Origin of the sequence: Mesorhizobium sp. B3-1-7 (assembly GCF_006439385.1) — a bacterium.
GTDB lineage: Bacteria > Pseudomonadota > Alphaproteobacteria > Rhizobiales > Rhizobiaceae > Mesorhizobium.
Window position 1 is genome coordinate 90,589 of record NZ_VFTL01000006.1, and the last position, 23,748, is coordinate 114,336.

The window sequence follows — 23,748 nt, forward strand, 5'->3', positions numbered from 1 at the left end:
CATCTTCGCGACTTTTTGGCCCAAATTCGAGCAAGATCAGATGTCGAAGAGCTATAATCCCGCAGCGGTGTGGAAGCCTTTTGGCGCGTTCTCCATGGTGAAAATCCATGAGGGCGGGCAACTCGTTCACCTAAAAGGCCAAGTTTCGCTTGACCGTGAAGGGCAGATTGTCGGGAAGGGCGATATGCGGGCTCAGGTCCGGCAAACCCTCGAAAACATCAAGGCCGTGCTCGCGGCCATCGGTGGGGAGATGGCCGATATCGTATCGCTGACCCAGTATACGACCGACATAGAGCGGTTCATGGCGTCGGGGGACATCCGCAAGGAGTTCTTTTCAGAGCCCTATCCGTAACGACAACCGTCGAGATCGTGCGACTTTATCATCCGGACTTGCAGATCGAAATCACGGCAATAGCCGAGATACCTCGAAATCGGTTCAGAATGCCGGCAGATTGAAAATCGCTGTTGCGAGGCTACTGCTTGCGGGCCTCCGGCGCCGGCATTTCCGGCGGCGGCAGCGGGATCGAGATGCCTTCGCTGTCGAAAGCCTGCTTGGCGCGCTTGGTCATGTCGGTCTGGGTCGAGAAATAGTCGGCGGCCGAAGTCCAGTAGCGCAAGGTGAGCGAAACGGTGGTGTCGCCGAGATTTGCCACGAAGGCGATCGGCGCCGGTTCGCGCCGGATGCGCTTTTCGGCGCCGGCGATGGCAAGCAGCGTCTTTTGCGCGCGGTCAATGTCGTTCCAGGAGCCGATGCTCAAGCTCACATCGGTGCGGCGCACGCCGTTGCGGGTGAAATTGCGCACGGGCTGGTTCCACAGCGTCGAGTTGGGCGCCAGCACATAGACGCCGTCGACGGAGCGCAGCTTGGTGGCGAAGAGGCCGATCTCCTCGATGGTGCCGGCAATCGAGCCGACCTCGACATATTCGCCGATGCGGAAGGGCCGGAGCGCCAGAAGCATGATGCCGGCGGCGATGTTCTGCAGCGTGCCTTGCAGAGCCAGCCCGATGGCCAGGCCGATGGCGCCGATGGCGGCGATGATGGAGGCGGTCTGCACCCCGAACTGGCCGAGCACCATGATGGTGACCAGGATCAGGATGGCGTAGCGGACGATCTTGGAGAAGAAATGACGCAAGGTCGCGTCGAAGCCGTGGATATGGCCGAGGCCGGCCGAGATCGAGCGCTCGGCGACACCAGCGACGAAATAGCCGACAACCAGCAGGATTATGGCGCCGATGGCCGAGAAGGAATAGGAAACGATCAGCGTGCTCAGCTGCGCAAGCCCGGCCTGGATGGTGATGAGGGCGCTTTGCGGGTCGGTTGGCATGGATGAAGTCCCCATTGGTCAGTGAGCCGATAACCTGTGCAAAGCGCAAAGGGTTCCGATTTTTTCGGGACGACGGAACCTGCCAAGCGGAGCCGCGTTGGCGCGGGCAGGGCGCGCCCGTCTTGAAACTGCAATGGAACTCTGCCTATCTATGTGGTGTCACCTTTTGCATGGTGATTTGGTTGTTCTTGTTGGGAAAGGAAACACACTGAGAACAGCACTGCGGAAGAAGGCTGACATCATGCCTTCGCCGGCAGGGATCAGCGGAAACGACGCCGCGTCCCTCGCCATCGACACAGTCCTTGCCAGTCTGGAAGACTCCAAGGCCGAAAACATCGTCTCAATCGACATCCAGGGAAAATCGAGCCTCGGCGACTACATGGTCATCGCCTCGGGCCGATCGCACCGTCATGTCTCGGCTGTCGCCGATCACCTCCTCAAGGCGCTGAAGGATGCCGGCCTCGGCACGGCGCGCGTCGAGGGGCTGGCTGGCGCCGACTGGGTCCTGATCGATTCGGGCGACATCATCGTCCATGTCTTCCGCCCCGAAGTCCGCGAATTCTACAATCTGGAAAAGATGTGGCAGGCGCCGGATCTCGAGGAAGAGACCTTGCACTGAGCCTTGATCCGTGTGCCGTGAACCGTCACGGTATGCGTTAGGACAAGCTCGCCGGGGCGAGGATGAAGATCACCGTTCATGCCGTGGGCCGGATGAAGACCGGCCCCGAGAGAGAACTCGCCGACCGCTATTTCGAGCGCTTTTCGAAGAGCGGGCCCGCGGTCGGGCTGGAATTTGCCGGCATTGTCGAGGTTCCCGAGAGCCGCGGACAGAGCGCCGACGAGCGCCGCCGCGAGGAAGCCCAGAGGCTGCAGGCCCAGTTGCAGCCGGGCACTGTTCTCATCCTGCTCGACGAACGCGGCAAGTCGCTCTCCTCGGAGGACCTGGCCGCCCGCATCGGCCAGTTGCGCGACGGCGGCCGCAAGGCGCTCGTCGTCGCCATCGGCGGCGCCGACGGCCATGACAGATCCTTGCGCGAGCAGGCGGACCTGGTGCTGTCGTTCGGCGCGCTGACCTGGCCGCACCAGCTGGTGCGCGTGATGCTGGGCGAGCAGCTCTACCGGATCGCCACGATCCTTTCCGGTCATCCGTATCATCGATCGTGAATAATGGCATCGGCCGAAAAGCTGGGGATTGCCGGCCTGCGCCGCGATTTCCGCCTCAATCGCGCGGCAACCGGGTTATTGGGCGCTTCCAACATGGTTGATGGTTCGTTAACGAAGCGGCGGATACAGTCGAGGCCTGATGTCTGAAGGCTGGAATTCCAGAACGCGCGCTTGGCGCAGCCGCTGCGGTTTGACCCTTGTCGCCGCCGTGGTCACGCTCGGGCCGGTCCGGGCGGCCGAAAATTCGCTCGACCTTGCACCCGATCCGGATCAGAGCCGGGCCGAATACGAGCAGGTTTCCAAGGAGATTACCTTGTCGTCGGAGCGGCTGGGCAAGCTCGCCGCCGACATCGCCTCGGTGCGGAAGGACTATGCCTCGATCACCGCGGCGCTCATCCAGTCGGCGATGACGGAGCAGAAGCTCGGCCAGGACATCGAGGATATCGGCGCCAAGCTCGAAGGGCTGAAGGCCGAGCAAGGAAAACTGCGCGCCTCGCTCATGGCGCGGCGCGACGTGCTGGCCGAGGTGTTGGGCGCCCTGCAGCGCATGGGGCTCAATCCGCCGCCGGCGATCCTGGTCAAGCCCGAAGATGCGCTGTCGTCGGTGCGCAGCGCCATCCTGCTCGGCGCCGTCGTGCCGGAATTGCGCCAGCAGACCGACAGGCTGATGGCCGACCTCAAGGAGCAGACCCGCGTCACGGCCTCGATCGAGGCAGAACGGGCGAGACTCACCACCGCCGTCACCGACCAGACGGCCGAGAAGAAGCGGCTCACCATGCTGCTGGAGGCCAAGAAAAAGCTGCAGGCCGATACCCAAACGGCGATGGCGGCCGAACAGCAGCACTCGCAGCAGCTGGCGGCGAAGGCGAGCAGCCTCAAGGACCTGATCGCCTCGCTCGAAGCCGACAAGGCGCGCAAGGGGCAGGATCAGGTCAAGGCGGGCGAGCGGAAATCGACGGACAATGACACGACGGCCTCTACCACCGAGCTCGCCGCGCTGCCGGTGCCGGAGGCCAATCGCCTCACCGGATCGGCGCCGTTCTCGGCATTGCAAGGCCAGATCGCGCTGCCTGTCATCGGCAAGATCAAACTGCGTTTCGGCGCCGACGACGGCAATGGCGAGGCGATGCAGGGCGACATGGTTGCGACACAATCGGGAGCCATCGTCACCGCGCCGGCGGATGGAAACGTGCTTTATGCGGGGCCGTTTCGCTCCTATGGTCAACTCTTGATCCTCAATGCGGGCGACGGTTATCATGTCGTCCTGGCGGGGATGAGCAGAATCAGCGTCGCGACCGGACAGTCGGTGCTCGCAGGAGAGCCGATCGGCGCGATGGGAGAGGCCCGGGTGGCAAGCACCTCGGCCTCGCGAAATGGAAATGCGGCGCTGGAACTCTATGTCGAGTTCCGCAAGGATGGAAAACCCGTCGATCCGGCCCCATGGTGGGCGGACCGATTTTCTGGAAGGACGTGAAATGATGCGGAAACTGTCGCTTCTGTTTGCCGGCGCGCTGATGGGCGCATCGGCAATGAGCCTGGTCTACGGCGCACCGGGTTCGGCGGCGAACGCTGCGGGTTCGGAAACCTACAAGCAGCTGGCGATCTTCGGCGACATCTTCGAGCGCGTGCGCGCCAATTACGTGACGCCGCCGGACGACAAGTCGCTCGTCGAGAACGCCATCAACGGCATGCTGGCCTCGCTCGACCCGCACTCCTCGTACATGAACGCCGAGCAGGCGCAGGACATGCGCGTGCAGACCAAGGGTGAGTTCGGCGGCCTCGGCATCGAGGTCACCATGGAGAACGACCTCGTCAAGGTCATCACGCCGATCGACGACACGCCGGCCGCCAAGGCGGGTGTGCTGTCGGGCGACTACATCGCTAAGATCGACGGCGAAGAGGTGCGCGGCCTCACCCTCAACGACGCGGTCGAGAAGATGCGCGGACCGGTCAACACGCCGATCAAGCTCACGATCTTGCGCCAGGGCGCCGACAAGCCGATCGAAATCACGGTGGTGCGCGACGTCATCAAGGTCAAGGCGGTGAAGTACCGGGTCGAGAACGACATCGGCTACATGAAGATCACCTCCTTCACCGAGAAGACCTATGACGATCTCGAGAACGCCATCGAGAACATCAAGAAGCAGGTGCCGAACGACAAGCTGAAGGGCTATGTGCTCGACCTGCGCCTCAATCCGGGCGGTCTGCTCGACCAGGCGGTCAGCGTGTCGGATGCCTTCCTCAAGCGCGGCGAGATCGTGTCGACCCGCGGCCGCGATCCGAAGGACGTCACCCGCTTCGACGCCAAGCCGAAGCAGGTCGACGACATCAACGGCAAGCCGATGATCGTGCTGGTCAATGGCGGCTCGGCGAGCGCCTCGGAAATCGTCGCCGGCGCGCTGCAGGATCTGCGCCGCGTCACGGTGGTTGGCACGCAGTCCTTCGGCAAGGGCTCGGTCCAGACCATCATCCCGCTCGGCGAGAATGGCGCGCTGCGGCTCACCACGGCGCTCTATTACACGCCGTCGGGCAAGTCGATCCAGGGCAAGGGCATCACGCCCGACATCAAGGTCGACCAGCCGCTGCCGCCGGATCTGCAGGGCCGCGACCTGACCCGCGGCGAATCCGATCTCAAGGGCCACATCAAGGGCGCCGACGAGAGCTCCACCGGTTCGGGCTCGGCTGCCTATGTGCCGCCGGATCCGAAGGACGACCTGCAGCTGATCTATGCCGAGCAGCTTCTGCGCGGCGAAAAGACCGATCCGTCGTTCCCACCGAACCCGGACAAGGCCGTGCTGAACCAGTAATGCGGTCCGGCTCTGGCCGGCTGCGCGAAGCAATGCAATGCTGCCGGGGCCGCGAGGTTCCGGCAGTTTGATTCGGGGACCGCGGTTGGGGCGCCACGCGTCTGGGGTATCGCGCCAGCGATTGCGAAGTTTACGCGAGATGTCACGAAAAAGTGACCCTGGCGGGCTTCCGGGGAAACACGACTTGGCTGAGATCGGCAAGGACATCGAACGCCCGCTCGGACAGACGCTCCGGCCTCAGCGCAAGGCCTCGCGCGGCATCGGCTCCGGCACGCTCGTCGCTGTGCTGGCCGTGCTTGGCGTGATCGGGGTTTCCGGCGCTATCGCGCTGCGTGAAAAGCCGTTCCGCAAGCCGGAAGAAGTGGCTGTTTCGACGCCGAAGGTCACCGCTGCGCCTGCCCCTGCGGCGGCAGCGGCGCCCGCGCCGGCTCCGGTAGCCGCGACGACGCCACAAGCCAGCACGCCGATGAAGAGCGGCGGCCCGCAGATCATCCATGTCCAGACCGAAGAGGGCGACGGGCCGCCGAAGGCGGCGATCGTGATTCGCGATCCGTCGACGCTCGGCCAGAACCTCAAGGTCGCCCACATCCCGGACAGGGCGCTGATCGAGGCCAGCGACACCGGTCCGCTGCCGATGCGCTCCGCCGACGGCAGGCGGCCTTTCGACGTCTATGCGCGGCCTTGGTCGGGCGCGCGCGGGGCACGGGTGGCGATCGTCATCGGCGGACTCGCCGTCTCGCAGACCGGCACGCAAGCCGCGATCGCCAAGCTGCCGGCCGAGGTGACGCTGGCTTTCGCGCCGCAAGGCAACAGCATCGGCCGCTGGATGCAGGCGGCAAGGCAGAGCGGGCATGAAATCGTCATGCAGGTGCCGCTCGAGCCGTTCGATTATCCGAACGTCAATCCCGGCCGCAACACGCTGACGGTGTCGGCCAGCCCGGACGAGAACCTGAAGAGCCTGCACTGGGCGCTGTCGCGCACGACCAACTATACCGGGGTCATGAACTATATGGGCGCGCGCTTCTCGACCGACGCCTCGGCGATGGAACCGTTCATGGCCGAGCTCGGCAAGCGGGGGCTCGCCTATATCGACGACGGGTCGTCCGCCCGCAGCGTTGCGCCTGACCTTGCGCTCAAGGACGGCGTGCCGTTCGTTGCCGGCGACATGGCGATCGATGCCGTGCAGGACCGCGGCGAAATCCTCAAGAAGCTGGACAGCCTGGAAGCGACGGCGCGGGCCAAGGGCTCCGCCGTCGGCATCGGTTCGGCTTTCGATATCACAGTCGACACGGTGACGTCCTGGATTGCCGAAGCGAAGAAGCGCGGCATCGAGATCGTGCCGATCTCGGCGGTGGCGATCGATCCGCAAAAAGGCTAACCCTACCCGCCTCGCCGAAGTCAATCCTCAAAGACGGCTGGAACGCTGACCCATGGCCAAGAAGATCGATCCTGAAACGCTGCCTTACCGTCCGTGCGTCGGGCTGATGATCCTCAACGGAGCAGGCCTGGTCTGGGTCGGGCACCGCATCGCCGAACCGGACAGCGAGTTCGCCGGCACGACGCAACTCTGGCAGATGCCGCAAGGTGGCATCGACAAGGGCGAAGAGCCGATCGAGGCCGCGGGCCGCGAGCTCTATGAGGAAACCGGCATGCGCAGCGTATCGCTGCTGGCCGAGGCGCCGCGCTGGATCAATTACGACCTACCGGAGCATCTGGTCGGCGTCGCCTTCAAGGGCTGCTATCGCGGCCAGACGCAGAAATGGTTCGCCTATCGCTTCGAGGGCGACGAAAGCGAGATCGAGATCAATCCGCCGCCCGGCGGCCACACCGCCGAATTCGACGAATGGGCCTGGCGGCCGATGCGGGATCTGCCGGAGCTGATCGTGCCGTTCAAGCGCAAGGTCTACGAGCAGGTCATCGCAGCATTCCAGCATCTCGTCCGCTGAGCGGTCGTCCGCCCCGGTTGTCGCGCCGGCCCTGTGGCCGTATTGATTGCCGATGCAATGAGCGGGGGTCGCCATGAACGACGACACCGGACGCGGGTTTCCGGCACATGATGCAAGCAGCGGTTCGACGGTGAGCGAGGCGGCGGCCGGCGCGATCCTGACGATCGACCTCGGGGCCATCCGGGAAAACTACCGCCGGCTAAAGGTGCGACTCGACGGCGTTCGCTGCGCGGGCGTGCTCAAGGCCGACGGCTACGGGCTTGGCGCCGCGCAAGTGGCATCGGCGCTGGCGAAAGAGGGCTGCGACATCTTCTTCGTCGCGCTGCTCGGCGAGGGCATCGCGCTGCGCAAGGCGATCGGGCCCGGGCCCGACATCTTCGTGCTGAACGGGCTGCCTCCGGGTTCTGAACCGGAAGCCGCGGCGGCTCGGCTTTGGCCGGTCATCAACAGCGCCATGCAACTGAAGGCCTGGCGCGAGATCGCGCGAGGCATGGGCCAAAGCCTGCCTGCCGCGATCCAGGTCGACAGCGGCATGGCCCGGCTCGGCATGGCGCCGGCGGAAATCGAGGCGGTCGTGGGCGAGGCCGGCGCCTTCGACGGCGTCGACATCCGTTTCGTTATGAGCCATCTCGCCCGCGCCGACGAGCCGCAACAGGCGGCGAACGAGAAGCAGCGACGCGAATTCGAATTGCTGCGCAAGATGCTGCCCGCGGCGCCCGCCTCCCTGGCCAACTCGTCCGGCATCTTTCTCGGACCGGCCTACCACTACGACCTTGCCCGCCCGGGAGCCGCGCTCTACGGCGTCAACCCCACACCCAACGCACCCAACCCGATGCTGCCGGTGATAGGGCTGCAAGCCAAGGTGGCGCAGACGCGGCAGGTCGGCGCGGGCGCGGGCATCGGCTATGGCCACACCCAGCAAGCCGAGGGGCCGCTCAGGCTGGCGACCATTTCGCTGGGCTATGGCGACGGCTGGCACCGGCGCGCCGCTTCGGCCGCCTGGTTCGAGGGCGTGCGGTTGCCGTTCATCGGGCGCGTGTCGATGGACTCGATCGTCCTCGACATTTCGGCGCTTCCGGCCGGCCGGCTCAGGGAAGGCGAGCTCGTCGAGCTCATCGGTCCCTCGCAAAGCGTCGACGACGCGGCCGGCCACGCCGGCACCATCGGCTACGAGATATTGACCAGCCTGGGTGCGCGCTTTCACCGCCGCTATCTAGGAGCTTGAGACAGGCGCTTTGCTTGACAAGCCGGGGCTTCTCGGCAAGGTTCGGGGCATGAGCAACCTCGCTTATACCAAAACCTGCTTCAGGGTTTGCCCCATCGCGGGAGCGTAGCCCCGACGTGGCCGCCAATGCCGGCGGCCGCGTGAACCGGGGCGTTTCAATTCCAGACATTTTCATCGAGCCGGCGGCCTTTGCGGTCCGGCTCTGTTCGCCGCCTACGTGGCGGCTTGCGCGCATTCGCTTCGCCGATGCGCCAGCATATGAGGTATGCCATGCCCACAGCAACGCAATCGCGTTCCACCCTCCTTGTCAGCGCGGCGGATCACGACCGGCTGAGCAGTCTCGCCAGGGCCTTTCTCAACCGCACGCCCGATATGGCCGAGGACCTGCTTGCCGAGATGGACCGCGCCCGGGTCGCCACCGAGGCGGCAATGCCCGCCGACGTGGTGCGGATGGGCTCGACGGTGACGCTTCAGGATCCGGAAGGAAGCCTTCAGACGGTGACGCTGGTCTATCCGGCGGAGGCCGACATCGCCGAAAGACGCATATCGGTGCTGACGCCGCTTGGAACCGCGCTGATCGGCGCGCGCGCCGGCCGCACGGTCTCCTGGCGGAGCCGCGACAGCCGGGTTCTCTCGGCAACGATCGACGCCGTCGAACAGACGCGGAGGGCGCCATGACCAGGGCCGTCTACCGGCTGACGGCCAAGGACTTCGCGGTGATCGAGGCGATGCTGATGCGCCGCCGCGCGTTTGCCGATCCGATCGCGCCGATGCTCGAACGCAAGCTCGCCGAAAGCCGCGTCATTGCGACGGGAGCCGTCAAGTTCGACCTGGCCACGCTCAACAGCCGGGTGACTTTCCGCGTCCGCGGCGGTCCATCGCAGACGCGGACGCTGGTGCAGGCCGAAGCATCCGCTCCCGTCGGCTCCGGCCTGCCGGTCGCCACGTGGCGCGGCCTTTGCCTGCTTGGCATGAAAGCGGGTCAATCGGCGCTGGCTATGCGGCCCGACGGCCCTGCCGAGGAGATCCTTCTCGAGGATGTGGCCTATCAGCCGGAGGCCGCGCGGCGAGCGGCGCAGGATCTCGCCGCCGAGCGACCTCGCCACGGCCTCAAGCTGGTCCACAGCGCATCCGCCGGTGACTGGCCCCTTGGCGGGCGCGGCAAAATCCGGCAGACAGAAGGGGACGATCCGGGCCCTTCCGCGGCATGATCGGCCTTTGAGGGAGCATGGAATGAAAGTCATCGTGCTGGGCGGCGGCGTGATCGGAGTCACCACCGCCTACTTCCTCGCCGAGGCCGGTCATGAAGTGACCGTCTACGATCGCCAGCCGGGGCCGGCGCTCGAAACCAGCTTCGCCAATGCCGGCGAAGTATCGCCGGGCTATGCCTCGCCCTGGGCCGGGCCCGGCATCCCGGTCAAAGCCGTCAAATGGCTATTGATGAAATACGGACCGCTGGTGGTGCGGCCGGCGTTCGACCCGAATATGTGGACGTGGCTCCTCAAGATGCTGCGCAACTGCACGGCCGAGCGCTACGCGCTCAACAAGTCGCGCATGGTGCCGCTTGCCGAATACAGCCGCGACACGCTGAAAGCGCTGCGCGAGGCGACCGGCATCACTTACGACGAACGCAGCAAAGGCACGCTGCAGCTCTTTCGCAAACAGAAGCAGCTCGACGGCACCGGCGGCGACGTCGAGGTGCTGAAGAAATATGGCGTGCCCTATGAAATCCTCGATCGCGACGGCTGTACCGCGGCCGAGCCGGCCCTTGCGGCGGTGCGCGATAAATTCGTCGGCGGCCTCAGGCTTCCGGGTGACGAGACCGGCGACTGCAAGATGTTCACCGACAAGCTCGCAGAACTCTGCGTAGCGCGCGGCGTGACCTTCGAATACGGCTCGACCATCCGGCGCATCGTCAGGAACCGCAATCGCCTCACCAATGTGCTTACCGATCGCGGATGGAGATCCGCGGACGCCTTCGTGATGGCGATGGGCAGCTATTCGGCGCAGTTCATGCGCTCGCTGGGGCGCCCAATTCCGGTCTATCCGGTCAAGGGCTATTCGATCACCGTGCCGATCAGCAATGCCGAGGCAGCACCGGTGTCGACCGTCATGGACGAGACCTACAAGGTGGCGATCACCAGGCTCGGCGACCGCATCCGCGTCGGCGGCACGGCGGAGATTTCGGGCTATGATCTTCGCTTGCAGGAATCGCGCCGCCGCACGCTCGAACACTCGGTCGGCGATCTCTTTCCCGGCAGCGGCGACCTCAAGGCGGCGAGCTTCTGGTGCGGCTTGCGGCCGATGACGCCGGACGGACCGCCCTTGATCGGGCAAAGCGAGGTCGCCAACCTCTATCTCAACACCGGGCACGGCACGCTAGGCTGGACCATGGCCTGCGGTTCGGCCAAGGTGCTGGCCGACATCATGTCGAACCGGGTGCCGGAGATCAACGCGCGCGACCTCAGCCCGGAACGCTACCTCAAACCTATCTGACGGGCTTTGCAACTGCTTCGGCGGGGCTCGCGTCAGAATGCCTGCCGGACCCAGGTGTCGCTGAACAGCAGCCGGTAGGCCCAGCCGATGGTGACATTGGTGGCGACCGGGCGCGAATGGGCGAGGTAATCGTCATAGACCGGCTTCATGCGGCGGTAGAAAGCCGGATCGAGCACGACCATGCCGTTCTCCGAGTCATGGAAGAAACTGCGGTTGTTGAGGTTGACCGAGGAGATGGCAACCAGCCTTTCGTCGATCATCATGATCTTGGAATGCAGCACGACATCCGCCGCCTTGAACTCGCGGATGTCGATGCGGTCGCCATATTTCTCGACGAACAGCTTGTTGAGCGCGGTGAGGAACCGGCCGCCAATGTCGCCCTTGAGGTCGATACGGCCGACGACATCGATCTTCACGCCCCTGGCCAGCGCCCGGTCGATGGCCCGGGCGATATCCGGCGTCAGGTTGAGATAGGGATTGACGATCTCGATGCGATGCTCGGCGGTGTCGATCAGTTCGACGAAATAGGCCTCCAGCGCGTGCCCGTCCTCGTAGGGCACGGAAATGAAATGCCGCGCCACGCCGCGCGGGCTTCCACCGGGAACCGGAATGGAAAACGGCCGCGACAGGTTGGTGTCGGCGTCGCGCAGCCAGATTGTCGACAGATGCGCGGCCAGCGTCTCGACGGTCGCCGGGTCGGCGATCTCGATGTCGAAGTCGTTCCAGTTGGAATAGTAATTCAGCGAGAAGCCGTCGGTCTTGCCGTATTGCTCCAGGTCCGGATAGCGGGTCAGGTCGACGGGCTTGTGGAACAGGAAGCCGTCATGGATGTTGCGCCCGCCGATGATGACGCGCGAGCGACCGGGCTCTTCGGCCAGCGTCGCCAGCATCTTGATATGGTGAACCTTGTGCAACTGCGAGATCTGCTCGTCGAACGGCGCGCCGTGGTCCGCCTGCCAGCGATATTCCTGTAATTGGACGTTGGGGAACTCAGCCGCCAGCCGGTGCAGCAGCGCGTCGTCCTTTTCACGCTCCAGCACGTCGGTCACCAGGATGCGCACCTTGGTGCCAAGTGCTGCGTGATGGCGGATCAGCCGCTCCATGATGCGGCCGGAGAAATCCGCCTTGAACTCCAGCGACGACAGATAGATCAGCCGGAGTTTCGGCGCGCTTGAGAAATCGAGCGGCAGTTCGGGGTCGGCCTTGTCGATGGCGCTGTCGGGCAGCGTCCGGCCGAGCAGGGCCTCGACCTTGGCGTTGAAGCCGTCGCGCGATTTGCGCAGCAGGGTCGGCGACCCCAGCGCCAGCGCGCAGGTCTGCGATAGCCAGCGGCTGGCATAAAAGACGCGGTCGAGTTCCTCCATCCCCGCCGGGTCAGGCACCGGACAGCGGTCGTAGCGGCTGTCGAGCCCCGCGATCCAGGGATCGGCGGTCTCCTCGCGCAGCAAGGTCAGCGGCGCGCCGGCCGGCGCCAGGGTGGAGCCGACGCGTAGATCGCAGCGGGTCAGCGCCTGGTCCGGAAACAGGCTGACGGAGGTTTCGGCGACGTGCAGGCTTAGATGGAATGGAGAGGCCGCTGCGACGGTGATGGATCGCCCCGACGCGCGGATCGCGAGCGGGCCGTTGCAGGTGCCGCCGATGTCGACTTGCAGGTGCCCCGCCTGGCGCAGCACGATCTCGACCGAGCGCGCCTGCAGGCCAGAGAAGCTGAAGGTCTTGGGCGCCGAGGGCCGCGCGGCGGCATCGAGATAGAGCGTCTGGCGCGACATGCGCCAACGGCCGGTGAACCGGCCTTCGCCCGGCTTGCCTCGTGTCGGCGCCAGCTCGGTGTCGTCGAGCGGTTTGGCGAGCCGTTGCAGCGTCGGATAGGTCGTGTGGAAGCCACTGTTTTGGACATCGCGCCAGTCGCGGCCGAAACGGCCGGTGCCATTGGCGCGGTCGAGCGCATCGAGGCGGCTTTGGGCGAGCAGCGCCTGGAACTGCTTGTCATAGGCGCTGTTGCCGTCGCCTGCGAAGTAGTGGGCTCCGGCTATCTCGGCGCCGCTGCTGTCCGCCGAGACCGGCAGGCGGCCGCAGGCGCCGTCGCCCGGAAAGAAGGCGCAGGCCGAATGCCCAGGCATGCCGGCGCAACTGGCAAGCGCTGCCAGCGCCAGTCCAAGCAACGCCCTGGTTATGGCCGACCCGAGCCTCATCCAGTCGCCCCATTCATGGCCTTGAGCTGGGCCGGATCGCGCGGCGGCAGGAAGCCTTGCGGAAAGATCCTGCAGACCGGAAACGCGAAGGTGGCGATCAGCAATTCTGCCTCGTTTCGCATTTTGCGCGGCGCCGTCCGGTCGTCGCGGATATTCCTCGCGGAGGCGACGAGCGCGCCGTCGCAGTCGCAATGATTGTGCCGGGCAATGTAGCAGGCGTCGTGGACCTGGCAGGCGGCGTCGAGACGGTCGACCGGCTTTGCCGACAGATCGCCGGTGCGCGTGCCCGGGCCGCAATAATTGCCGATGACGAAAGGCGAGGGGCGCGCCATGACGTAGCGGATCGGCTTCGGCAGCTCCGCTTCCGGAACGTTGGTCCAGGGGTTGGCGCAGTCCGACAGAAAGATCAGCGGCAAAATGGCAAGTACGGCTCGCATTTCTCCGCCGGCGTTCCGAAGATTGTCCCCCTTGCGCCCGGTCATGACATGGCCAGGCGCGCTGGTGCCACAGTCGCTGAATTTGTGGCGGAGGCAAGGCGGCAACGACCAACTGGCTGTGATAGGATCGGCCGCGGCGAGGGGACTTTGGGATGCGTGTTTTTCTTGTTGCGGCGGCGGCCTCATATCTGACCTGCACCCCGGTGGCGTTTGCCGCGGACAAGACCGTTCACGACAAGGAGCACGGCTTTTCGCTGACCTATCCCGAGGAATGGACGAGCGAAACCACCTTTGGCAATACCATGCGGCTCAAGGTCAAATCCGGCGAAGAAGGCCTAACCTGCAGGGTGTCGCAAAATCTCTACGACCCGACCGCCCTGGACAATCCGCCCGATCCCAGGGCATTCATCGAGAAGGACTGGTCGGCGGAAAACTGGCAGACCATGATCGGCGTCGCTTATCAGTCGGCCGGCTTCAGCCAGGACCGGCTGGCGCATTTTCCGGACGGCTATCCGGTGCGGGTCGCCGACATGGATTTCCACTACGCCGACGACAATGTCAGCTTCTATGGCCATTCCCGCATCGCGCTGACGCTGCGCAGCTCGCATTACGGCTTCGTCGATTGCGGGGTCACGGGCGACAGCGCCGACGAGGCGGCGCGCAAATGGGCGCCGCTTGCGGACGAAGCTGGGAAAGTGGTGAGTTCGTTCGTGCTCGACGCGGATTAGACAAAAAGACCGCGCTCGCGTTCCACCACTTTGGTGATGAAATTGGCGACGAGCTGGACGCGGCGCAGCGGCCTCACCGATTCATGGTAGACCAGCCAGTAGGCGCGGCGGATGGGCGCGACGATGTCGACGGACACAAGCTCCGGCATCGAACGGGCGACGAAAGTGTGCAGGATGCCGATGCCGGCGCCGGAGCGCACCGCCTCGGCTTGGCCGAGCGCCGAGGAGATGGCGAAGCTGGTGCGCCATTCGGGGCTGAACTCGGCGGCATAGTCGAGCGACGGGCTGACGATGAGGTCCGGCACATAGCCGATCAGCGTGTGCCGGCCGAGTTCGGCCGGCACTTTCGGCAGACCGTTGGCTTCGGCATAGGCGCGGGAGGCGAAGAGGCCGAGCGTGTAGTCGACCAGCTTGCCCGCCACCAGCCGCCCTTCGCTCGGCCGCTCGACGGTGATCGCAATATCGGCCTCGCGCCTGGACAGCGAGAAGGAGCGCGGCACCGGCACCAGCTGGATGGTGAGCTCGCGGTGCAGTGCAGTCAGCTCGCCCAGCCGCTTTGCCAAGAAGGCGACGCCAAATCCGTCCGGCGCGCCGATGCGCACCGTGCCCGAAACATCGTCGCCCTCGCCGGCAATGGTCGAGCGCGCGGCGATCATGTCGCTCTCCATGCGCTCGGCTATGTCTAGGAAGCGCTCGCCGGCCGGCGTCAGCTCGCTGCCGGTGGTCAGGCGGCGGAAGAGTTTTGTGCGAAGCGCCTCTTCAAGCGCGGCGATGCGGCGCGAGACGGTGGCGTGGTTGAGCTCAAGGCGTTTCGCCGCACCGAGGATCTGGCCGGCGCGGGCGACTGCAAGGAAGATGCGGACGTCATCCCAGTTCATAGGAAATCCCCGACGACAGCGCACCTGTCATTTGCGACAATTAATGCACACTCCATTGTCGTTGTCTATTTTCCGCACAACGGTTGCGTTTTGGCTCGCGTTGCCATCGCCGCCGCAAAGGCGGACAATGCATCATCACCAAACAAGGGAGAGAAGGCATGATCGAATACGGTCATTTCATCGGCGGCAAGCGTGTCGCCGGCACCAGCGGCCGCAAGCAGGATGTGATGCAGCCGATGGACGGCACCGTGCGCGGCACGGTGGCGCTTGCCTCGCAGGCGGAACTGCGCGCCGCGGTCGAGAACGCCAAGGCGGCGCAGCCGAAATGGGCCGCCACCAACCCGCAGCGCCGCGTGCGCGTGCTGATGAAATTCCTCGAGCTGGTCGCCCGCGACTATGACGAATTGGCCGACATACTGGCGCGCGAGCACGGCAAGACGATCGCCGACGCGCGCGGCGATATCCAGCGCGGCCTCGAAGTGGTGGAGGTCTGCATCGGCGCCCCGCACATGATGAAGGGCGAGTTCACCGACGGCGCCGGTCCCGGCATCGACGTCTATTCGATGCGCCAGCCGCTCGGCGTCGTCGCCGGCATCACGCCGTTCAACTTCCCGGCCATGATCCCGCTGTGGAAGATCGCGCCGGCCATCGCCTGCGGCAACGCCTTCATCCTGAAGCCGTCGGAGCGCGATCCGGGCGTGCCGATCCGTATCGCCGAACTGTTCATCGAGGCCGGCCTGCCGGCCGGCATCCTCAACGTCGTCAACGGCGACAAGGAAGTGGTCGACGCCATCCTCGACGATCCGGACATCAAGGCGATCGGCTTTGTCGGCTCGACACCGATCGCGCACTACATCTATTCGCGCGGCACCGCGGCCGGCAAGCGCGTGCAGTGCTTCGGCGGCGCCAAGAACCACATGATCATCATGCCCGACGCCGACATGGACCAGACGGTCGATGCGCTGATCGGCGCCGGCTACGGCTCGGCCGGCGAGCGCTGCATGGCGATCTCGGTGGCGGTGCCTGTCGGCAACGACACCGCCAACCGGCTGATGGAGAAGTTGGTGCCGCGCGTGGAAAGCCTGAAGGTCGGCCCGTCGACCGATTCGGCGGCCGATTTCGGCCCGCTGGTGACGGCGCAGGCGCTAGAGCGCGTGAAGGGCTATGTCGATATCGGCGTCAAGGAAGGCGCCAAGCTCGTCGTCGACGGCCGCGGCTTCAAGATGCAGGGCTATGAGAACGGCTATTATATGGGCGGCTGCCTGTTCGACAATGTGACGGCCGACATGCGCATCTACAAGGAAGAGATCTTCGGGCCGGTGCTATCGGTGGTGCGCGCGCCGCGCTACGAGGACGCCATCAAACTCGCCAACGACCACGAGATGGGCAACGGCGTCGCCATCTTCACCCGCGACGGCGATGCCGCGCGCGACTTCGCATCCAGAGTCCAGGTCGGCATGGTCGGCGTCAACGTGCCGATCCCGGTTCCGATCGCCTATTACACCTTCGGCGGCTGGAAGGCATCGTCCTTCGGCGACCTCAACCAGCACGGTCCGGACGCGTTCCGCTTCTACACCAAGACCAAGACGGTCACCTCGCGCTGGCCGTCCGGCATCAAGGACGGTGCGGAATTCGTCATTCCGACGATGAACTAGCCGGGCGGTTTCCTGTTTGCACGTCCTCGCCACTTCGTGGCTGCGGGCGCGCGGCGAGGCATCAAGGACGGCGCGGAATTCGTCATCCCGACGATGAACTGAGCCCGGACAGGTCGTCCAAGCCAACATTGGGGAGGCGCGGTGCAAGCCGCGCCTTCTTTTTGTGGATGCAGGTGGAATGCTGCGGCTTTCGTCCACCAGCCTTGCACTGTCCAGATCACGCCGCCAAAGGCGAAGCGCAACTTCAGGTGCATGAATTCTGATGCATCGCGCCAGGAGAGCATCCGCACCTTCTAATAATTCCATCGCCGTGTGATGGAACCAACAGACCACCCTCCGTCTTAGGCTGTATTCCTGCCATGCGTGCAGGCAAATCAAACAGCGCCGGTGGCAGCCGGGGTTCGCGTCTGGCGCGAGGAGGTGTCAGATGACACGATTTCTTATGGCGACAATGCTGGCGGCGGCGGTGGTCACCGGTGGATCGGCGTCGGCGAACGCGGCGGCGCAATGCGCTCCGCGCGCCGACATCATCAAGGCGCTCGGCGACAAGTTCCACGAAAGCGAGGCCGGGCGCGGTCTGATCAATCCTAACGTCGTGCTCGAGATCTTCGTGTCGGATCAGGGCAGTTGGACCGTGCTTGCCTCCGACACCAAGGGGCAAAGCTGCATCCTTTCCGTGGGCGAGGGCTGGGACAGCCCTACGATCGCGGCAGCCATGCCAGGCGCATGAGAAATTCGCCGTAGAGTGTCCGCTCCCGGGTTGGTTGCGGGCGGCTCAGGCGCTGTCAGCGCCCCCCCCCCCCGCTTGTTTACGGAGCGGAGCTTCACCATATCGAATCCAGGGAGTCATGATCTCCCTGGGACAGACCGGAAACCAGAAGGAGTGACGTGATGAAAACGTCGAATCCGGCCTGGAGCCTTCCGGCACACTGAGGCGGCCGAATGTGCCTCCCTTGCCGGAATGCGAAGGCGAAGGAGGTGCCCAATGGCACGCGATTTTTCGTTTCGATGGGTCAAGCTTGCAGTCGTTGGCGCCCTGATGGCGCTATCGGCTATCCCGGCGCGGGCGCAAGTCATCTGCGGCGGCCGTGACTATCTGGTCGCGAGGCTGGCGGAAGCATTCGAGGAGAAGCGGCTGGGATATGGCGTGGCCGGTCAAGCCGCCATCTTCGAGGTGTACGTCTCGGCAAGCGGAACCTGGACCATCCTGATGACCGACGTCAAAGGCCAGAGTTGCATCCTGGCGGCGGGCGACGGATGGGAAGACACGCAGGCTACCGCGGTCGGGCAACCCGGCGGCTGAGGACGCCTCGGGCAGGCGCTGACCGCGCTCAGCGCGTGGCGGCCACCTCGGCATGACCGCGCAGCAGCGCCATCAGTTTCTTGGCGTCCTTGGCGGCGCCTTCCTCGTCGCCGTCGAGGATGGACCGGATCAGCGCCACGTGGTGCTCTGCTGATTCGGCCAGCCCGGTGTCGGCCTTGTAGCGATACCAGAAGCGGCGGCTGTGCGTCTGCAAGGGGGCGGCCACGCGCGCCGCGAAAGGGTTGTCGGCGGCGATTGCCAGCGCTTCGTCGAGCGCCTTGTCGGCCTGGATGAAGGCAAGCACGTTGCCGGAGATCACCGCCTTCTGCATGGCCAGGGCCGCCTCGTGGAACAGGTCGGCGGCCTCGCGGGTGACGAAGCGGGCGGCCGAGCGGGCGAGCACCACCTCGATGCCGCGCCGCGCATCCAGCACCCGCAGCCAGTCGCCGGCGTGAAGCGGCGCGACCGCGATGCCAGCGCGGGGTCTTATGTCGAGAAGGCCTTCCCAGGCGAGCCTCTGGATCGCCTCGCGCACGGGGGTGCGTCCGAGACCCAGCCGCTCGATCAGCGCGCCTTCGGTGACGAAGCTCGACGGCGCCAGCTCAAGCGTGACGATCATATGCTCCAGCGCGCGGTAGGCCTTGGTCGCCGCCGGCTCGAAGGTCGCGTTCGTGTCAGCGGATATCAGAGGGGAGATCAATGGCAGGCTCCTGATATATTTTTCATATATCATAATAGATTCAGCATTGACGAGCCAGCTTTTAATAGATATACGACTGATATATCAATCGGAGAAGCAAATCATGTGGACCGGAGTTTTCCCCGCCGTCACGACCAAATTCACAGCCGACGACCGACTCGACCATGCCGAGATGGAGCGCTGCTACGGACTGCAGATGGAGGCCGGCTGCGACGGCATCATCGTGTGCGGCTCGCTCGGCGAAGGGCCGATGCTGTCGCCGGACGAAAAGATCGAAGTGCTGAAGACGGCGCAGAAAGTCGCCGGCAAGAAGCCGGTGCTTTTGACCGTCAACGAGCCCGGCACGCGCGAGGCGGCTGTTATCGCCAAGCGCGCCGCCAAGGAAGGCGCCGATGGGCTGATGGTGGTGCCGAGTCCGATCTACCACACCGACCCGCAAGAGACGGTCGCCGCCCTTCGTGCAGTTGCGGAAGCCGGCGACCTGCCGGTGATGATCTATTCCAACCGGCTCGCTTATCGCGTCGACGTGACCGTCGAGCTGATGGAGGAGCTGGCGTCGGACAAGCGTTTCGTCGCCATCAAGGAATCGTCCGACGACATCCGCCGCTCGACCGAGATCATCAACCGGTTCGGCGACCGCTACGGCCTCTTCACCGGGGTCGACAATCTCGCCTTCGAGGCGCTGTCGGTCGGCGCCATCGGCTGGGTCGCCGGCCTCGTCACCGCCTTCCCGCGCGAGACGGTAGCGATCTACCAACTGATGAGAGAGGGCCGCCGCGAGGAAGCGCTGGCGATCTACCGCTGGTTCCGACCCTTGCTCGACCTCGATGTCTCTACCTATCTGGTCCAAAACATCAAGCTTGCCGAAGTGCTGGCGATCGGTACCAATGACCGTGTGCGCATGCCGCGTCAGCCGCTGTCGGGCGAACGCCGCAAGGCGGTCGAGAAGATTGTCCGGGATGCGCTGGCGGTGCGGCCGAAGCTGCCGTCGTTCCAGGACTCTCCTCGATCGACGGACAAGCTGGTGGCGGCCGAATAAGGGACAGCCTTCACGTGCAGAAAAATTCCGAGGAGGGGCGCCGCCCCTCATCCGCCCTTCGGGCACCTTCTCCCCGTGAACGGGGAGAAGGGGAAGACATCGCCATCATCGGTGGCGGCATCGTCGGTATCTGCGCCGCGACCCTGCTCTCAGAAGCGGGTCGCGGCGTTACCGTCTTCGATCGTACCGGCATCTGCGAGGAGACGAGCTCCGGCAACGCCGCCGCTTTCGCCTTCTCCGACGTGCTGCCGCTGGCGCATAAGGGCATGATCCGGCAATTGCCGAAATGGCTCGCCGACCCGCTCGGACCTTTGGCCATCCCGCCGGCCTATCTGCCCAAGCTGCTGCCCTGGCTGGTCCGCTTCTGGCGCGCGGGCGCCGCCAAACACTACGAAGCGAGCCTGGCGGCGCAGGTCGGTATGATGAAGCTCGCCGAAGCCGAATGGATGGGACTGCTCGACCGCTCCGGCACGCGGCCAATGCTGCGCGAGGATGGTTCGCTGGAATTCTATGAGAGCGAGGCGGAGTTCCGTGCCTCGCTGCCCGGCTGGGCCGAGCGCGGGCGTTTCGGCATCGGCTTTCGCCATGTCGAGGGCGAAGAAATGGCAGCGCTCCAGCCAGGACTTGCGCCGCGCTTCGTCAAGGGCACCTTCGTGCCAGGCTGGAAAACGGTCGCCGACCCCAAGCTGCTCGGCAAGGCGGTCTGGGCTTATGCGGAAAGGCTCGGCGCTCGTTTCGAGCATGCGCGTATCGAACGCGTGGAAGCGGACGCAAACGGCGCCACGATCGTCCTGGCCGACGGCACCAGGCGGAGGGCAAGGAAACTCCTGATCGCCGCGGGCGCCTGGTCGCATCTCCTGGCAAGGAATATCGGCGACCGCATCCCGCTCGAAACCGAGCGTGGCTACAACACGACGCTGCCGGTGTCCGCCTTCGACGTGAAGCGGCAGCTGATCTTTTCCGGACATGGCTTCGTCATCACGCCGCTCGAAACAGGCCTGCGCGTCGGCGGCGCGGTCGAGCTCGGTGGCATCGAGCGGCCGCCCAATTTCGCGCGTTCCAAGGCGATGCTGGAGAAGGCGAAGCGTTTCCTGCCTGGGCTCGACCCGTCGGGCGGCCGCGAGTGGATGGGTTATCGCCCGTCGCTGCCGGACTCCTTGCCGGTGATCGGCGCGGCGCGCGCGCCGAATGTCTTTTATGCCTTCGGGCACGGCCATCTCGGCCTGACCCAGTCGGCGGCGACCGGCCGCTTGATCCGCGATCTCGTTGTCGGGCAGACTCCGCCGCTCGATCTCACCCCATTCCGTCCAGAGCGTTTCTGAAAAGAGAATATGATGGCCAAGAAATCCTTCTTCTGCATCGACGGCCACACCTGCGGCAATCCGGTGCGCCTTGTCGCGGGCGGCGGGCCGCTGCTCGAGGGCTCGACGATGATGGAGCGGCGGGCGCATTTCCTCGCCGAATATGACTGGATCCGCACCGGGCTGATGTTCGAGCCGCGCGGCCATGACGTGATGTCGGGCTCGATCCTCTATCCGCCGACGCGCGAGGACTGCGACATCGCCATCCTGTTCATCGAGACCTCGGGTTGCCTGCCGATGTGCGGCCACGGCACCATCGGCACGGTGACGATGGCGATCGAGCATGGGCTGGTGAAGCCGAAGACGCCGGGCGTGCTGAGGCTCGACACGCCGGCCGGCCTTGTCATCGCCGAATACAAGCAGGTCGGCGAATATGTCGAGGAGGTGCGCATCACCAACGTGCCGTCGTTCCTCTATGCCGAAGGCCTGACCGTCGAATGCCCGGTGCTCGGCGAGATCAGCGTCGACGTCGCCTATGGCGGCAATTTCTACGCCATCGTCGAGCCGCAGCAGAATTACCGGGACATGGCCGACTATTCGGCGGGCGACCTCATCGCCTGGAGCCCGGTGGTGCGGCAGCGCCTCAACGAGAAATACTCCTTCGTGCATCCGGAGAATCCCGGCATCAACCGGCTGTCGCACATGCTGTGGACCGGCAAGCCGAAGCATGCCGAGGCCGACGCCCGCAACGCCGTGTTCTATGGCGACAAGGCGATCGACCGCAGCCCTTGCGGCACCGGCACCTCGGCACGCATGGCGCAGCTCCATGCCAAGGGCAGGCTCAAGCCCGGCGATGGCTTTGTCCACGAATCCATCATCGGCTCGCTGTTCAAGGGCAGGGTCGAAAAAGAGGTCAGCGTCGCCGGCAAGCCGGCGATCATCCCCTCGATCGGCGGCTGGGCCCGCATGACCGGGCTGAACACCCTCTTCATCGACGACCGCGATCCGTTCGCGCACGGCTTCGTCGTCACCTGATACGATCAGCCGGCATGCGCTTTGGCTTCGCTTTCCGCTTTCGCCGACACCTGATCGCGGAACCAGTCGGCGAATTGACTTCGGCCGCTGAGGCCGAGCCGACATCGTCAGAAAATAGCGCTTGTCGTCATCGATCGCCGCCCGAGGGGGGCCGAAAAGCACACTCTCAATGGAGAGGGAGGCTCTGCTTGCCGAGACGTCGCTTCAAGGCTTTTCTATTTCGGCGAGACGCCTTCCGTCGAAGGCGTCTCGCCGTCACATGGCCGTCACAGATGGCGCAAACCTCACCCAACGGAAGGCGCGGCGGTTGAAAAAGCAGCGCCTCGGTTCTTGCAAGAATTCTTCTCATCAACTTATTTTGACGCCGATTTCTTCGACATGAGGCCCATCATAAGGTTGAATCGTCAAAGACATTGCGTTGTGCCAATGCTACGGTCCGCGATAGTCCAGGGGTCGGGCGCGAAAAAAACGGGCAATCGGACGGCGTGCTTCCAAACCACGCGGAGCGATTGAAAAATCACGTTGCAATCCGGGCTCGAAACTTTACGACTAGGGGAAATACGAAAAGGAATGCGTCCTGAAAGGCGACATTCCAGGGGAGCCGCATAAATATGCAGTACTTCGTCCAGCAGCTTATCAATGGGCTGACGTTGGGATCGATCTATGGCCTGATCGCGATCGGCTATACGATGGTCTATGGCATCATCGGCATGATCAATTTCGCCCATGGCGACATCTTCATGGTCGGCGCCTTCACCGCGCTCATTGTCTTCCTGATCCTTGGCGCATTGTTCTATTCGGTGCCGGTCGTGGTGGCGCTTCTGATCATGATGATCGTGGCGATGCTGCTCACCAGCCTCTACAACTGGACGATCGAAAAAGTGGCTTATCGGCCGCTGCGCGGATCGTTCCGGCTGGCGCCGCTGATCACCGCCATCGGCATGTCGATCGCGCTGTCCAATTTCGTGCAGGTCACGCAAGGCCCGCGCAACAAGCCGATCCCGCCGATGGTGTCGCAGGTTTACACGATCGACGGCATCAGCATCTCGCTGAAGCAGATCATCATCGTGCTGGTCACCGCCGCGCTGCTGGTGATCTTCTGGTATCTCGTCAACAGGACGGCGCTCGGGCGGGCGCAACGCGCCTGCGAGCAGGATCGCAAGATGGCGGCGCTGCTCGGCATCGACGTCGACCGCACCATCTCCATCACCTTCATCATGGGGGCCGCCCTTGCCGCCGTCGCCGGCACGCTGTTCCTGATGTATTACGGCGTCGTGGTGTTCTCGGACGGCTTCGTGCCGGGCGTGAAGGCCTTTACGGCAGCCGTGCTGGGCGGCATCGGCTCGCTGCCCGGCGCGGTGCTCGGCGGACTGCTCATCGGCTTCATCGAGAGCATGTGGTCGGCTTATTTCTCGATCGACTACAAGGACGTCGCCGCCTTCTCGATCCTGGCGATCGTGCTCATCTTCCTGCCCTCCGGCATCCTCGGCCGGCCTGAAGTCGAAAAGGTCTGATCT

Annotated in this window: 25 protein-coding genes; 20 read left to right on the forward strand and 5 right to left on the reverse strand. The window is 64.7% G+C overall.

Annotated features, from left to right (window positions below; genetic code table 11):
- Nucleotides 1–40: 40 nt before the first annotated feature.
- Nucleotides 41–352, forward strand: coding sequence for a RidA family protein (locus tag FJ417_RS06890; protein WP_210240639.1), 312 nt, complete (start codon nucleotides 41–43; stop codon nucleotides 350–352).
- A gap of 121 nt (nucleotides 353–473) precedes the next feature.
- On the opposite strand, the gene FJ417_RS06895 is transcribed toward FJ417_RS06890, so the two are convergent.
- Nucleotides 474–1,325, reverse strand: a complete 852-nt coding sequence (locus FJ417_RS06895) for a mechanosensitive ion channel domain-containing protein (protein ID WP_140659733.1) — start codon at nucleotides 1,323–1,325, stop codon at nucleotides 474–476.
- Between the two features lie 241 nt (nucleotides 1,326–1,566).
- Between FJ417_RS06895 and rsfS the strand changes: the two genes are divergently transcribed.
- From rsfS to FJ417_RS06945, 11 genes are all read left to right on the forward strand, one after another.
- Nucleotides 1,567–1,944, forward strand: a complete 378-nt coding sequence (rsfS, locus tag FJ417_RS06900; protein WP_140646523.1) for a ribosome silencing factor — start codon at nucleotides 1,567–1,569, stop codon at nucleotides 1,942–1,944.
- A 62-nt stretch (nucleotides 1,945–2,006) separates the two neighbouring features.
- A complete protein-coding gene (gene rlmH / locus FJ417_RS06905; protein ID WP_140659732.1) occupies nucleotides 2,007–2,489 on the forward strand; it encodes a 23S rRNA (pseudouridine(1915)-N(3))-methyltransferase RlmH in 483 nt (160 codons plus the stop codon).
- Nucleotides 2,490–2,492: 3 nt separating this feature from the next.
- Nucleotides 2,493–2,636, forward strand: a complete 144-nt coding sequence (locus tag FJ417_RS33040; protein ID WP_181182253.1) for a hypothetical protein — start codon at nucleotides 2,493–2,495, stop codon at nucleotides 2,634–2,636.
- Entirely contained in the window at nucleotides 2,629–3,963 is a 1,335-nt protein-coding gene (locus FJ417_RS06910) for a murein hydrolase activator EnvC (protein WP_140782945.1), read from the forward strand. The genes FJ417_RS33040 and FJ417_RS06910 overlap by 8 nt, the downstream gene beginning before the upstream one ends.
- Before the next feature lies 1 nt (nucleotide 3,964).
- Nucleotides 3,965–5,296, forward strand: a complete 1,332-nt coding sequence (locus FJ417_RS06915; RefSeq protein WP_181166921.1) for a S41 family peptidase — start codon at nucleotides 3,965–3,967, stop codon at nucleotides 5,294–5,296.
- A 184-nt stretch (nucleotides 5,297–5,480) separates the two neighbouring features.
- The gene (locus tag FJ417_RS06920; protein ID WP_140782946.1) at nucleotides 5,481–6,674 is read left to right on the forward strand and encodes a divergent polysaccharide deacetylase family protein; all 1,194 of its coding nucleotides are present in this window, start codon (nucleotides 5,481–5,483) and stop codon (nucleotides 6,672–6,674) included.
- 52 nt (nucleotides 6,675–6,726) lie between these two features.
- Nucleotides 6,727–7,242 (forward strand): RNA pyrophosphohydrolase, encoded by a 516-nt coding sequence (locus FJ417_RS06925; protein ID WP_140782947.1) that lies wholly within the window; start codon nucleotides 6,727–6,729, stop codon nucleotides 7,240–7,242.
- Nucleotides 7,243–7,315: 73 nt separating this feature from the next.
- Nucleotides 7,316–8,467, forward strand: coding sequence for an alanine racemase (gene alr / locus FJ417_RS06930; RefSeq protein WP_140782948.1), 1,152 nt, complete (start codon nucleotides 7,316–7,318; stop codon nucleotides 8,465–8,467).
- Nucleotides 8,468–8,737: 270 nt separating this feature from the next.
- Nucleotides 8,738–9,145 (forward strand): nucleoside diphosphate kinase regulator, encoded by a 408-nt coding sequence (rnk, locus tag FJ417_RS06935; RefSeq protein ID WP_246687409.1) that lies wholly within the window; start codon nucleotides 8,738–8,740, stop codon nucleotides 9,143–9,145.
- On the forward strand, nucleotides 9,142–9,678 hold the full coding sequence (locus FJ417_RS06940) for a nucleoside-diphosphate kinase (protein ID WP_140782949.1): 537 nt from the start codon (nucleotides 9,142–9,144) through the stop codon (nucleotides 9,676–9,678). The genes rnk and FJ417_RS06940 overlap by 4 nt, the downstream gene beginning before the upstream one ends.
- Nucleotides 9,605–10,963 carry a D-amino acid dehydrogenase gene (locus FJ417_RS06945; protein WP_348639922.1) on the forward strand — a complete coding sequence of 453 codons (1,359 nt, stop codon included), beginning with the start codon at nucleotides 9,605–9,607 and terminating at the stop codon, nucleotides 10,961–10,963. Before FJ417_RS06940 ends, FJ417_RS06945 begins: the two co-directional genes overlap by 74 nt.
- Nucleotides 10,964–10,995: 32 nt before the next feature.
- On the opposite strand, the gene FJ417_RS06950 is transcribed toward FJ417_RS06945, so the two are convergent.
- Together FJ417_RS06950 and FJ417_RS06955 are read right to left on the reverse strand one after the other, a co-directional pair.
- Nucleotides 10,996–13,155, reverse strand: coding sequence for a phosphatidylserine/phosphatidylglycerophosphate/cardiolipin synthase family protein (locus FJ417_RS06950; RefSeq protein WP_140782951.1), 2,160 nt, complete (start codon nucleotides 13,153–13,155; stop codon nucleotides 10,996–10,998).
- Complete coding sequence (locus FJ417_RS06955; RefSeq protein WP_140659723.1) at nucleotides 13,152–13,592, reverse strand: hypothetical protein; 441 nt, start codon at nucleotides 13,590–13,592, stop codon at nucleotides 13,152–13,154. Before FJ417_RS06955 ends, FJ417_RS06950 begins: the two co-directional genes overlap by 4 nt.
- Nucleotides 13,593–13,744: 152 nt before the next feature.
- Between FJ417_RS06955 and FJ417_RS06960 the strand changes: the two genes are divergently transcribed.
- Nucleotides 13,745–14,320: a hypothetical protein gene (locus FJ417_RS06960; protein ID WP_140659722.1), complete on the forward strand. Its 576-nt coding sequence runs from the start codon at nucleotides 13,745–13,747 to the stop codon at nucleotides 14,318–14,320.
- Here the strand turns inward: FJ417_RS06960 and FJ417_RS06965 are convergent.
- The gene (locus FJ417_RS06965) at nucleotides 14,317–15,198 is read right to left on the reverse strand and encodes a LysR family transcriptional regulator (RefSeq protein WP_140704484.1); all 882 of its coding nucleotides are present in this window, start codon (nucleotides 15,196–15,198) and stop codon (nucleotides 14,317–14,319) included. The genes FJ417_RS06960 and FJ417_RS06965 overlap by 4 nt on opposite strands.
- Nucleotides 15,199–15,356: 158 nt before the next feature.
- Between FJ417_RS06965 and FJ417_RS06970 the strand changes: the two genes are divergently transcribed.
- The 3 genes from FJ417_RS06970 (at nucleotide 15,357) to FJ417_RS06980 (ending at nucleotide 18,156) form a co-directional block, all read left to right on the forward strand.
- Nucleotides 15,357–16,853 carry a CoA-acylating methylmalonate-semialdehyde dehydrogenase gene (locus FJ417_RS06970; protein WP_140659720.1) on the forward strand — a complete coding sequence of 499 codons (1,497 nt, stop codon included), beginning with the start codon at nucleotides 15,357–15,359 and terminating at the stop codon, nucleotides 16,851–16,853.
- Between the two features lie 427 nt (nucleotides 16,854–17,280).
- Nucleotides 17,281–17,583, forward strand: a complete 303-nt coding sequence (locus FJ417_RS06975; RefSeq protein ID WP_140646536.1) for a hypothetical protein — start codon at nucleotides 17,281–17,283, stop codon at nucleotides 17,581–17,583.
- A gap of 255 nt (nucleotides 17,584–17,838) precedes the next feature.
- A complete protein-coding gene (locus FJ417_RS06980; protein ID WP_140782952.1) occupies nucleotides 17,839–18,156 on the forward strand; it encodes a hypothetical protein in 318 nt (105 codons plus the stop codon).
- A 28-nt stretch (nucleotides 18,157–18,184) separates the two neighbouring features.
- Here FJ417_RS06980 and FJ417_RS06985 read toward each other — a convergent pair whose 3' ends face one another.
- Nucleotides 18,185–18,889 (reverse strand): GntR family transcriptional regulator, encoded by a 705-nt coding sequence (locus FJ417_RS06985; protein WP_226892092.1) that lies wholly within the window; start codon nucleotides 18,887–18,889, stop codon nucleotides 18,185–18,187.
- Nucleotides 18,890–18,959: 70 nt separating this feature from the next.
- On the opposite strand from FJ417_RS06985, the gene FJ417_RS06990 reads away from it, so the two are divergent.
- From FJ417_RS06990 to FJ417_RS07005, 4 genes are all read left to right on the forward strand, one after another.
- Entirely contained in the window at nucleotides 18,960–19,895 is a 936-nt protein-coding gene (locus tag FJ417_RS06990; protein ID WP_140782953.1) for a dihydrodipicolinate synthase family protein, read from the forward strand.
- A gap of 14 nt (nucleotides 19,896–19,909) precedes the next feature.
- Complete coding sequence (locus tag FJ417_RS06995; protein WP_140782954.1) at nucleotides 19,910–21,217, forward strand: FAD-binding oxidoreductase; 1,308 nt, start codon at nucleotides 19,910–19,912, stop codon at nucleotides 21,215–21,217.
- Nucleotides 21,218–21,229: 12 nt separating this feature from the next.
- Nucleotides 21,230–22,231 (forward strand): 4-hydroxyproline epimerase, encoded by a 1,002-nt coding sequence (locus FJ417_RS07000; RefSeq protein WP_140782955.1) that lies wholly within the window; start codon nucleotides 21,230–21,232, stop codon nucleotides 22,229–22,231.
- Between the two features lie 611 nt (nucleotides 22,232–22,842).
- Nucleotides 22,843–23,745, forward strand: a complete 903-nt coding sequence (locus FJ417_RS07005) for a branched-chain amino acid ABC transporter permease LivH (RefSeq protein ID WP_140646539.1) — start codon at nucleotides 22,843–22,845, stop codon at nucleotides 23,743–23,745.
- Nucleotides 23,746–23,748 lie beyond the last annotated feature (3 nt).

What these genes read in the sequence shown, in the direction of transcription:
- FJ417_RS06890 (WP_210240639.1), top strand. Translation starts at nt 41, where the DNA reads ATGTCGAAGAGCTATAATCCCGCAGCGGTGTGGAAGCCTTTTGGCGCG.
- FJ417_RS06895 (WP_140659733.1), bottom strand. Translation starts at nt 1,325, where the DNA reads ATGCCAACCGACCCGCAAAGCGCCCTCATCACCATCCAGGCCGGGCTT.
- rsfS (WP_140646523.1), top strand. Translation starts at nt 1,567, where the DNA reads ATGCCTTCGCCGGCAGGGATCAGCGGAAACGACGCCGCGTCCCTCGCC.
- rlmH (WP_140659732.1), top strand. Translation starts at nt 2,007, where the DNA reads ATGAAGATCACCGTTCATGCCGTGGGCCGGATGAAGACCGGCCCCGAG.
- FJ417_RS33040 (WP_181182253.1), top strand. Translation starts at nt 2,493, where the DNA reads ATGGCATCGGCCGAAAAGCTGGGGATTGCCGGCCTGCGCCGCGATTTC.
- FJ417_RS06910 (WP_140782945.1), top strand. Translation starts at nt 2,629, where the DNA reads ATGTCTGAAGGCTGGAATTCCAGAACGCGCGCTTGGCGCAGCCGCTGC.
- FJ417_RS06915 (WP_181166921.1), top strand. Translation starts at nt 3,965, where the DNA reads ATGATGCGGAAACTGTCGCTTCTGTTTGCCGGCGCGCTGATGGGCGCA.
- FJ417_RS06925 (WP_140782947.1), top strand. Translation starts at nt 6,727, where the DNA reads ATGGCCAAGAAGATCGATCCTGAAACGCTGCCTTACCGTCCGTGCGTC.
- alr (WP_140782948.1), top strand. Translation starts at nt 7,316, where the DNA reads ATGAACGACGACACCGGACGCGGGTTTCCGGCACATGATGCAAGCAGC.
- rnk (WP_246687409.1), top strand. Translation starts at nt 8,738, where the DNA reads ATGCCCACAGCAACGCAATCGCGTTCCACCCTCCTTGTCAGCGCGGCG.
- FJ417_RS06940 (WP_140782949.1), top strand. Translation starts at nt 9,142, where the DNA reads ATGACCAGGGCCGTCTACCGGCTGACGGCCAAGGACTTCGCGGTGATC.
- FJ417_RS06950 (WP_140782951.1), bottom strand. Translation starts at nt 13,155, where the DNA reads ATGAGGCTCGGGTCGGCCATAACCAGGGCGTTGCTTGGACTGGCGCTG.
- FJ417_RS06955 (WP_140659723.1), bottom strand. Translation starts at nt 13,592, where the DNA reads ATGCGAGCCGTACTTGCCATTTTGCCGCTGATCTTTCTGTCGGACTGC.
- FJ417_RS06960 (WP_140659722.1), top strand. Translation starts at nt 13,745, where the DNA reads ATGCGTGTTTTTCTTGTTGCGGCGGCGGCCTCATATCTGACCTGCACC.
- FJ417_RS06965 (WP_140704484.1), bottom strand. Translation starts at nt 15,198, where the DNA reads ATGAACTGGGATGACGTCCGCATCTTCCTTGCAGTCGCCCGCGCCGGC.
- FJ417_RS06970 (WP_140659720.1), top strand. Translation starts at nt 15,357, where the DNA reads ATGATCGAATACGGTCATTTCATCGGCGGCAAGCGTGTCGCCGGCACC.
- FJ417_RS06975 (WP_140646536.1), top strand. Translation starts at nt 17,281, where the DNA reads ATGACACGATTTCTTATGGCGACAATGCTGGCGGCGGCGGTGGTCACC.
- FJ417_RS06980 (WP_140782952.1), top strand. Translation starts at nt 17,839, where the DNA reads ATGGCACGCGATTTTTCGTTTCGATGGGTCAAGCTTGCAGTCGTTGGC.
- FJ417_RS06985 (WP_226892092.1), bottom strand. Translation starts at nt 18,889, where the DNA reads ATGATATATGAAAAATATATCAGGAGCCTGCCATTGATCTCCCCTCTG.
- FJ417_RS06990 (WP_140782953.1), top strand. Translation starts at nt 18,960, where the DNA reads ATGTGGACCGGAGTTTTCCCCGCCGTCACGACCAAATTCACAGCCGAC.
- FJ417_RS07000 (WP_140782955.1), top strand. Translation starts at nt 21,230, where the DNA reads ATGGCCAAGAAATCCTTCTTCTGCATCGACGGCCACACCTGCGGCAAT.
- FJ417_RS07005 (WP_140646539.1), top strand. Translation starts at nt 22,843, where the DNA reads ATGCAGTACTTCGTCCAGCAGCTTATCAATGGGCTGACGTTGGGATCG.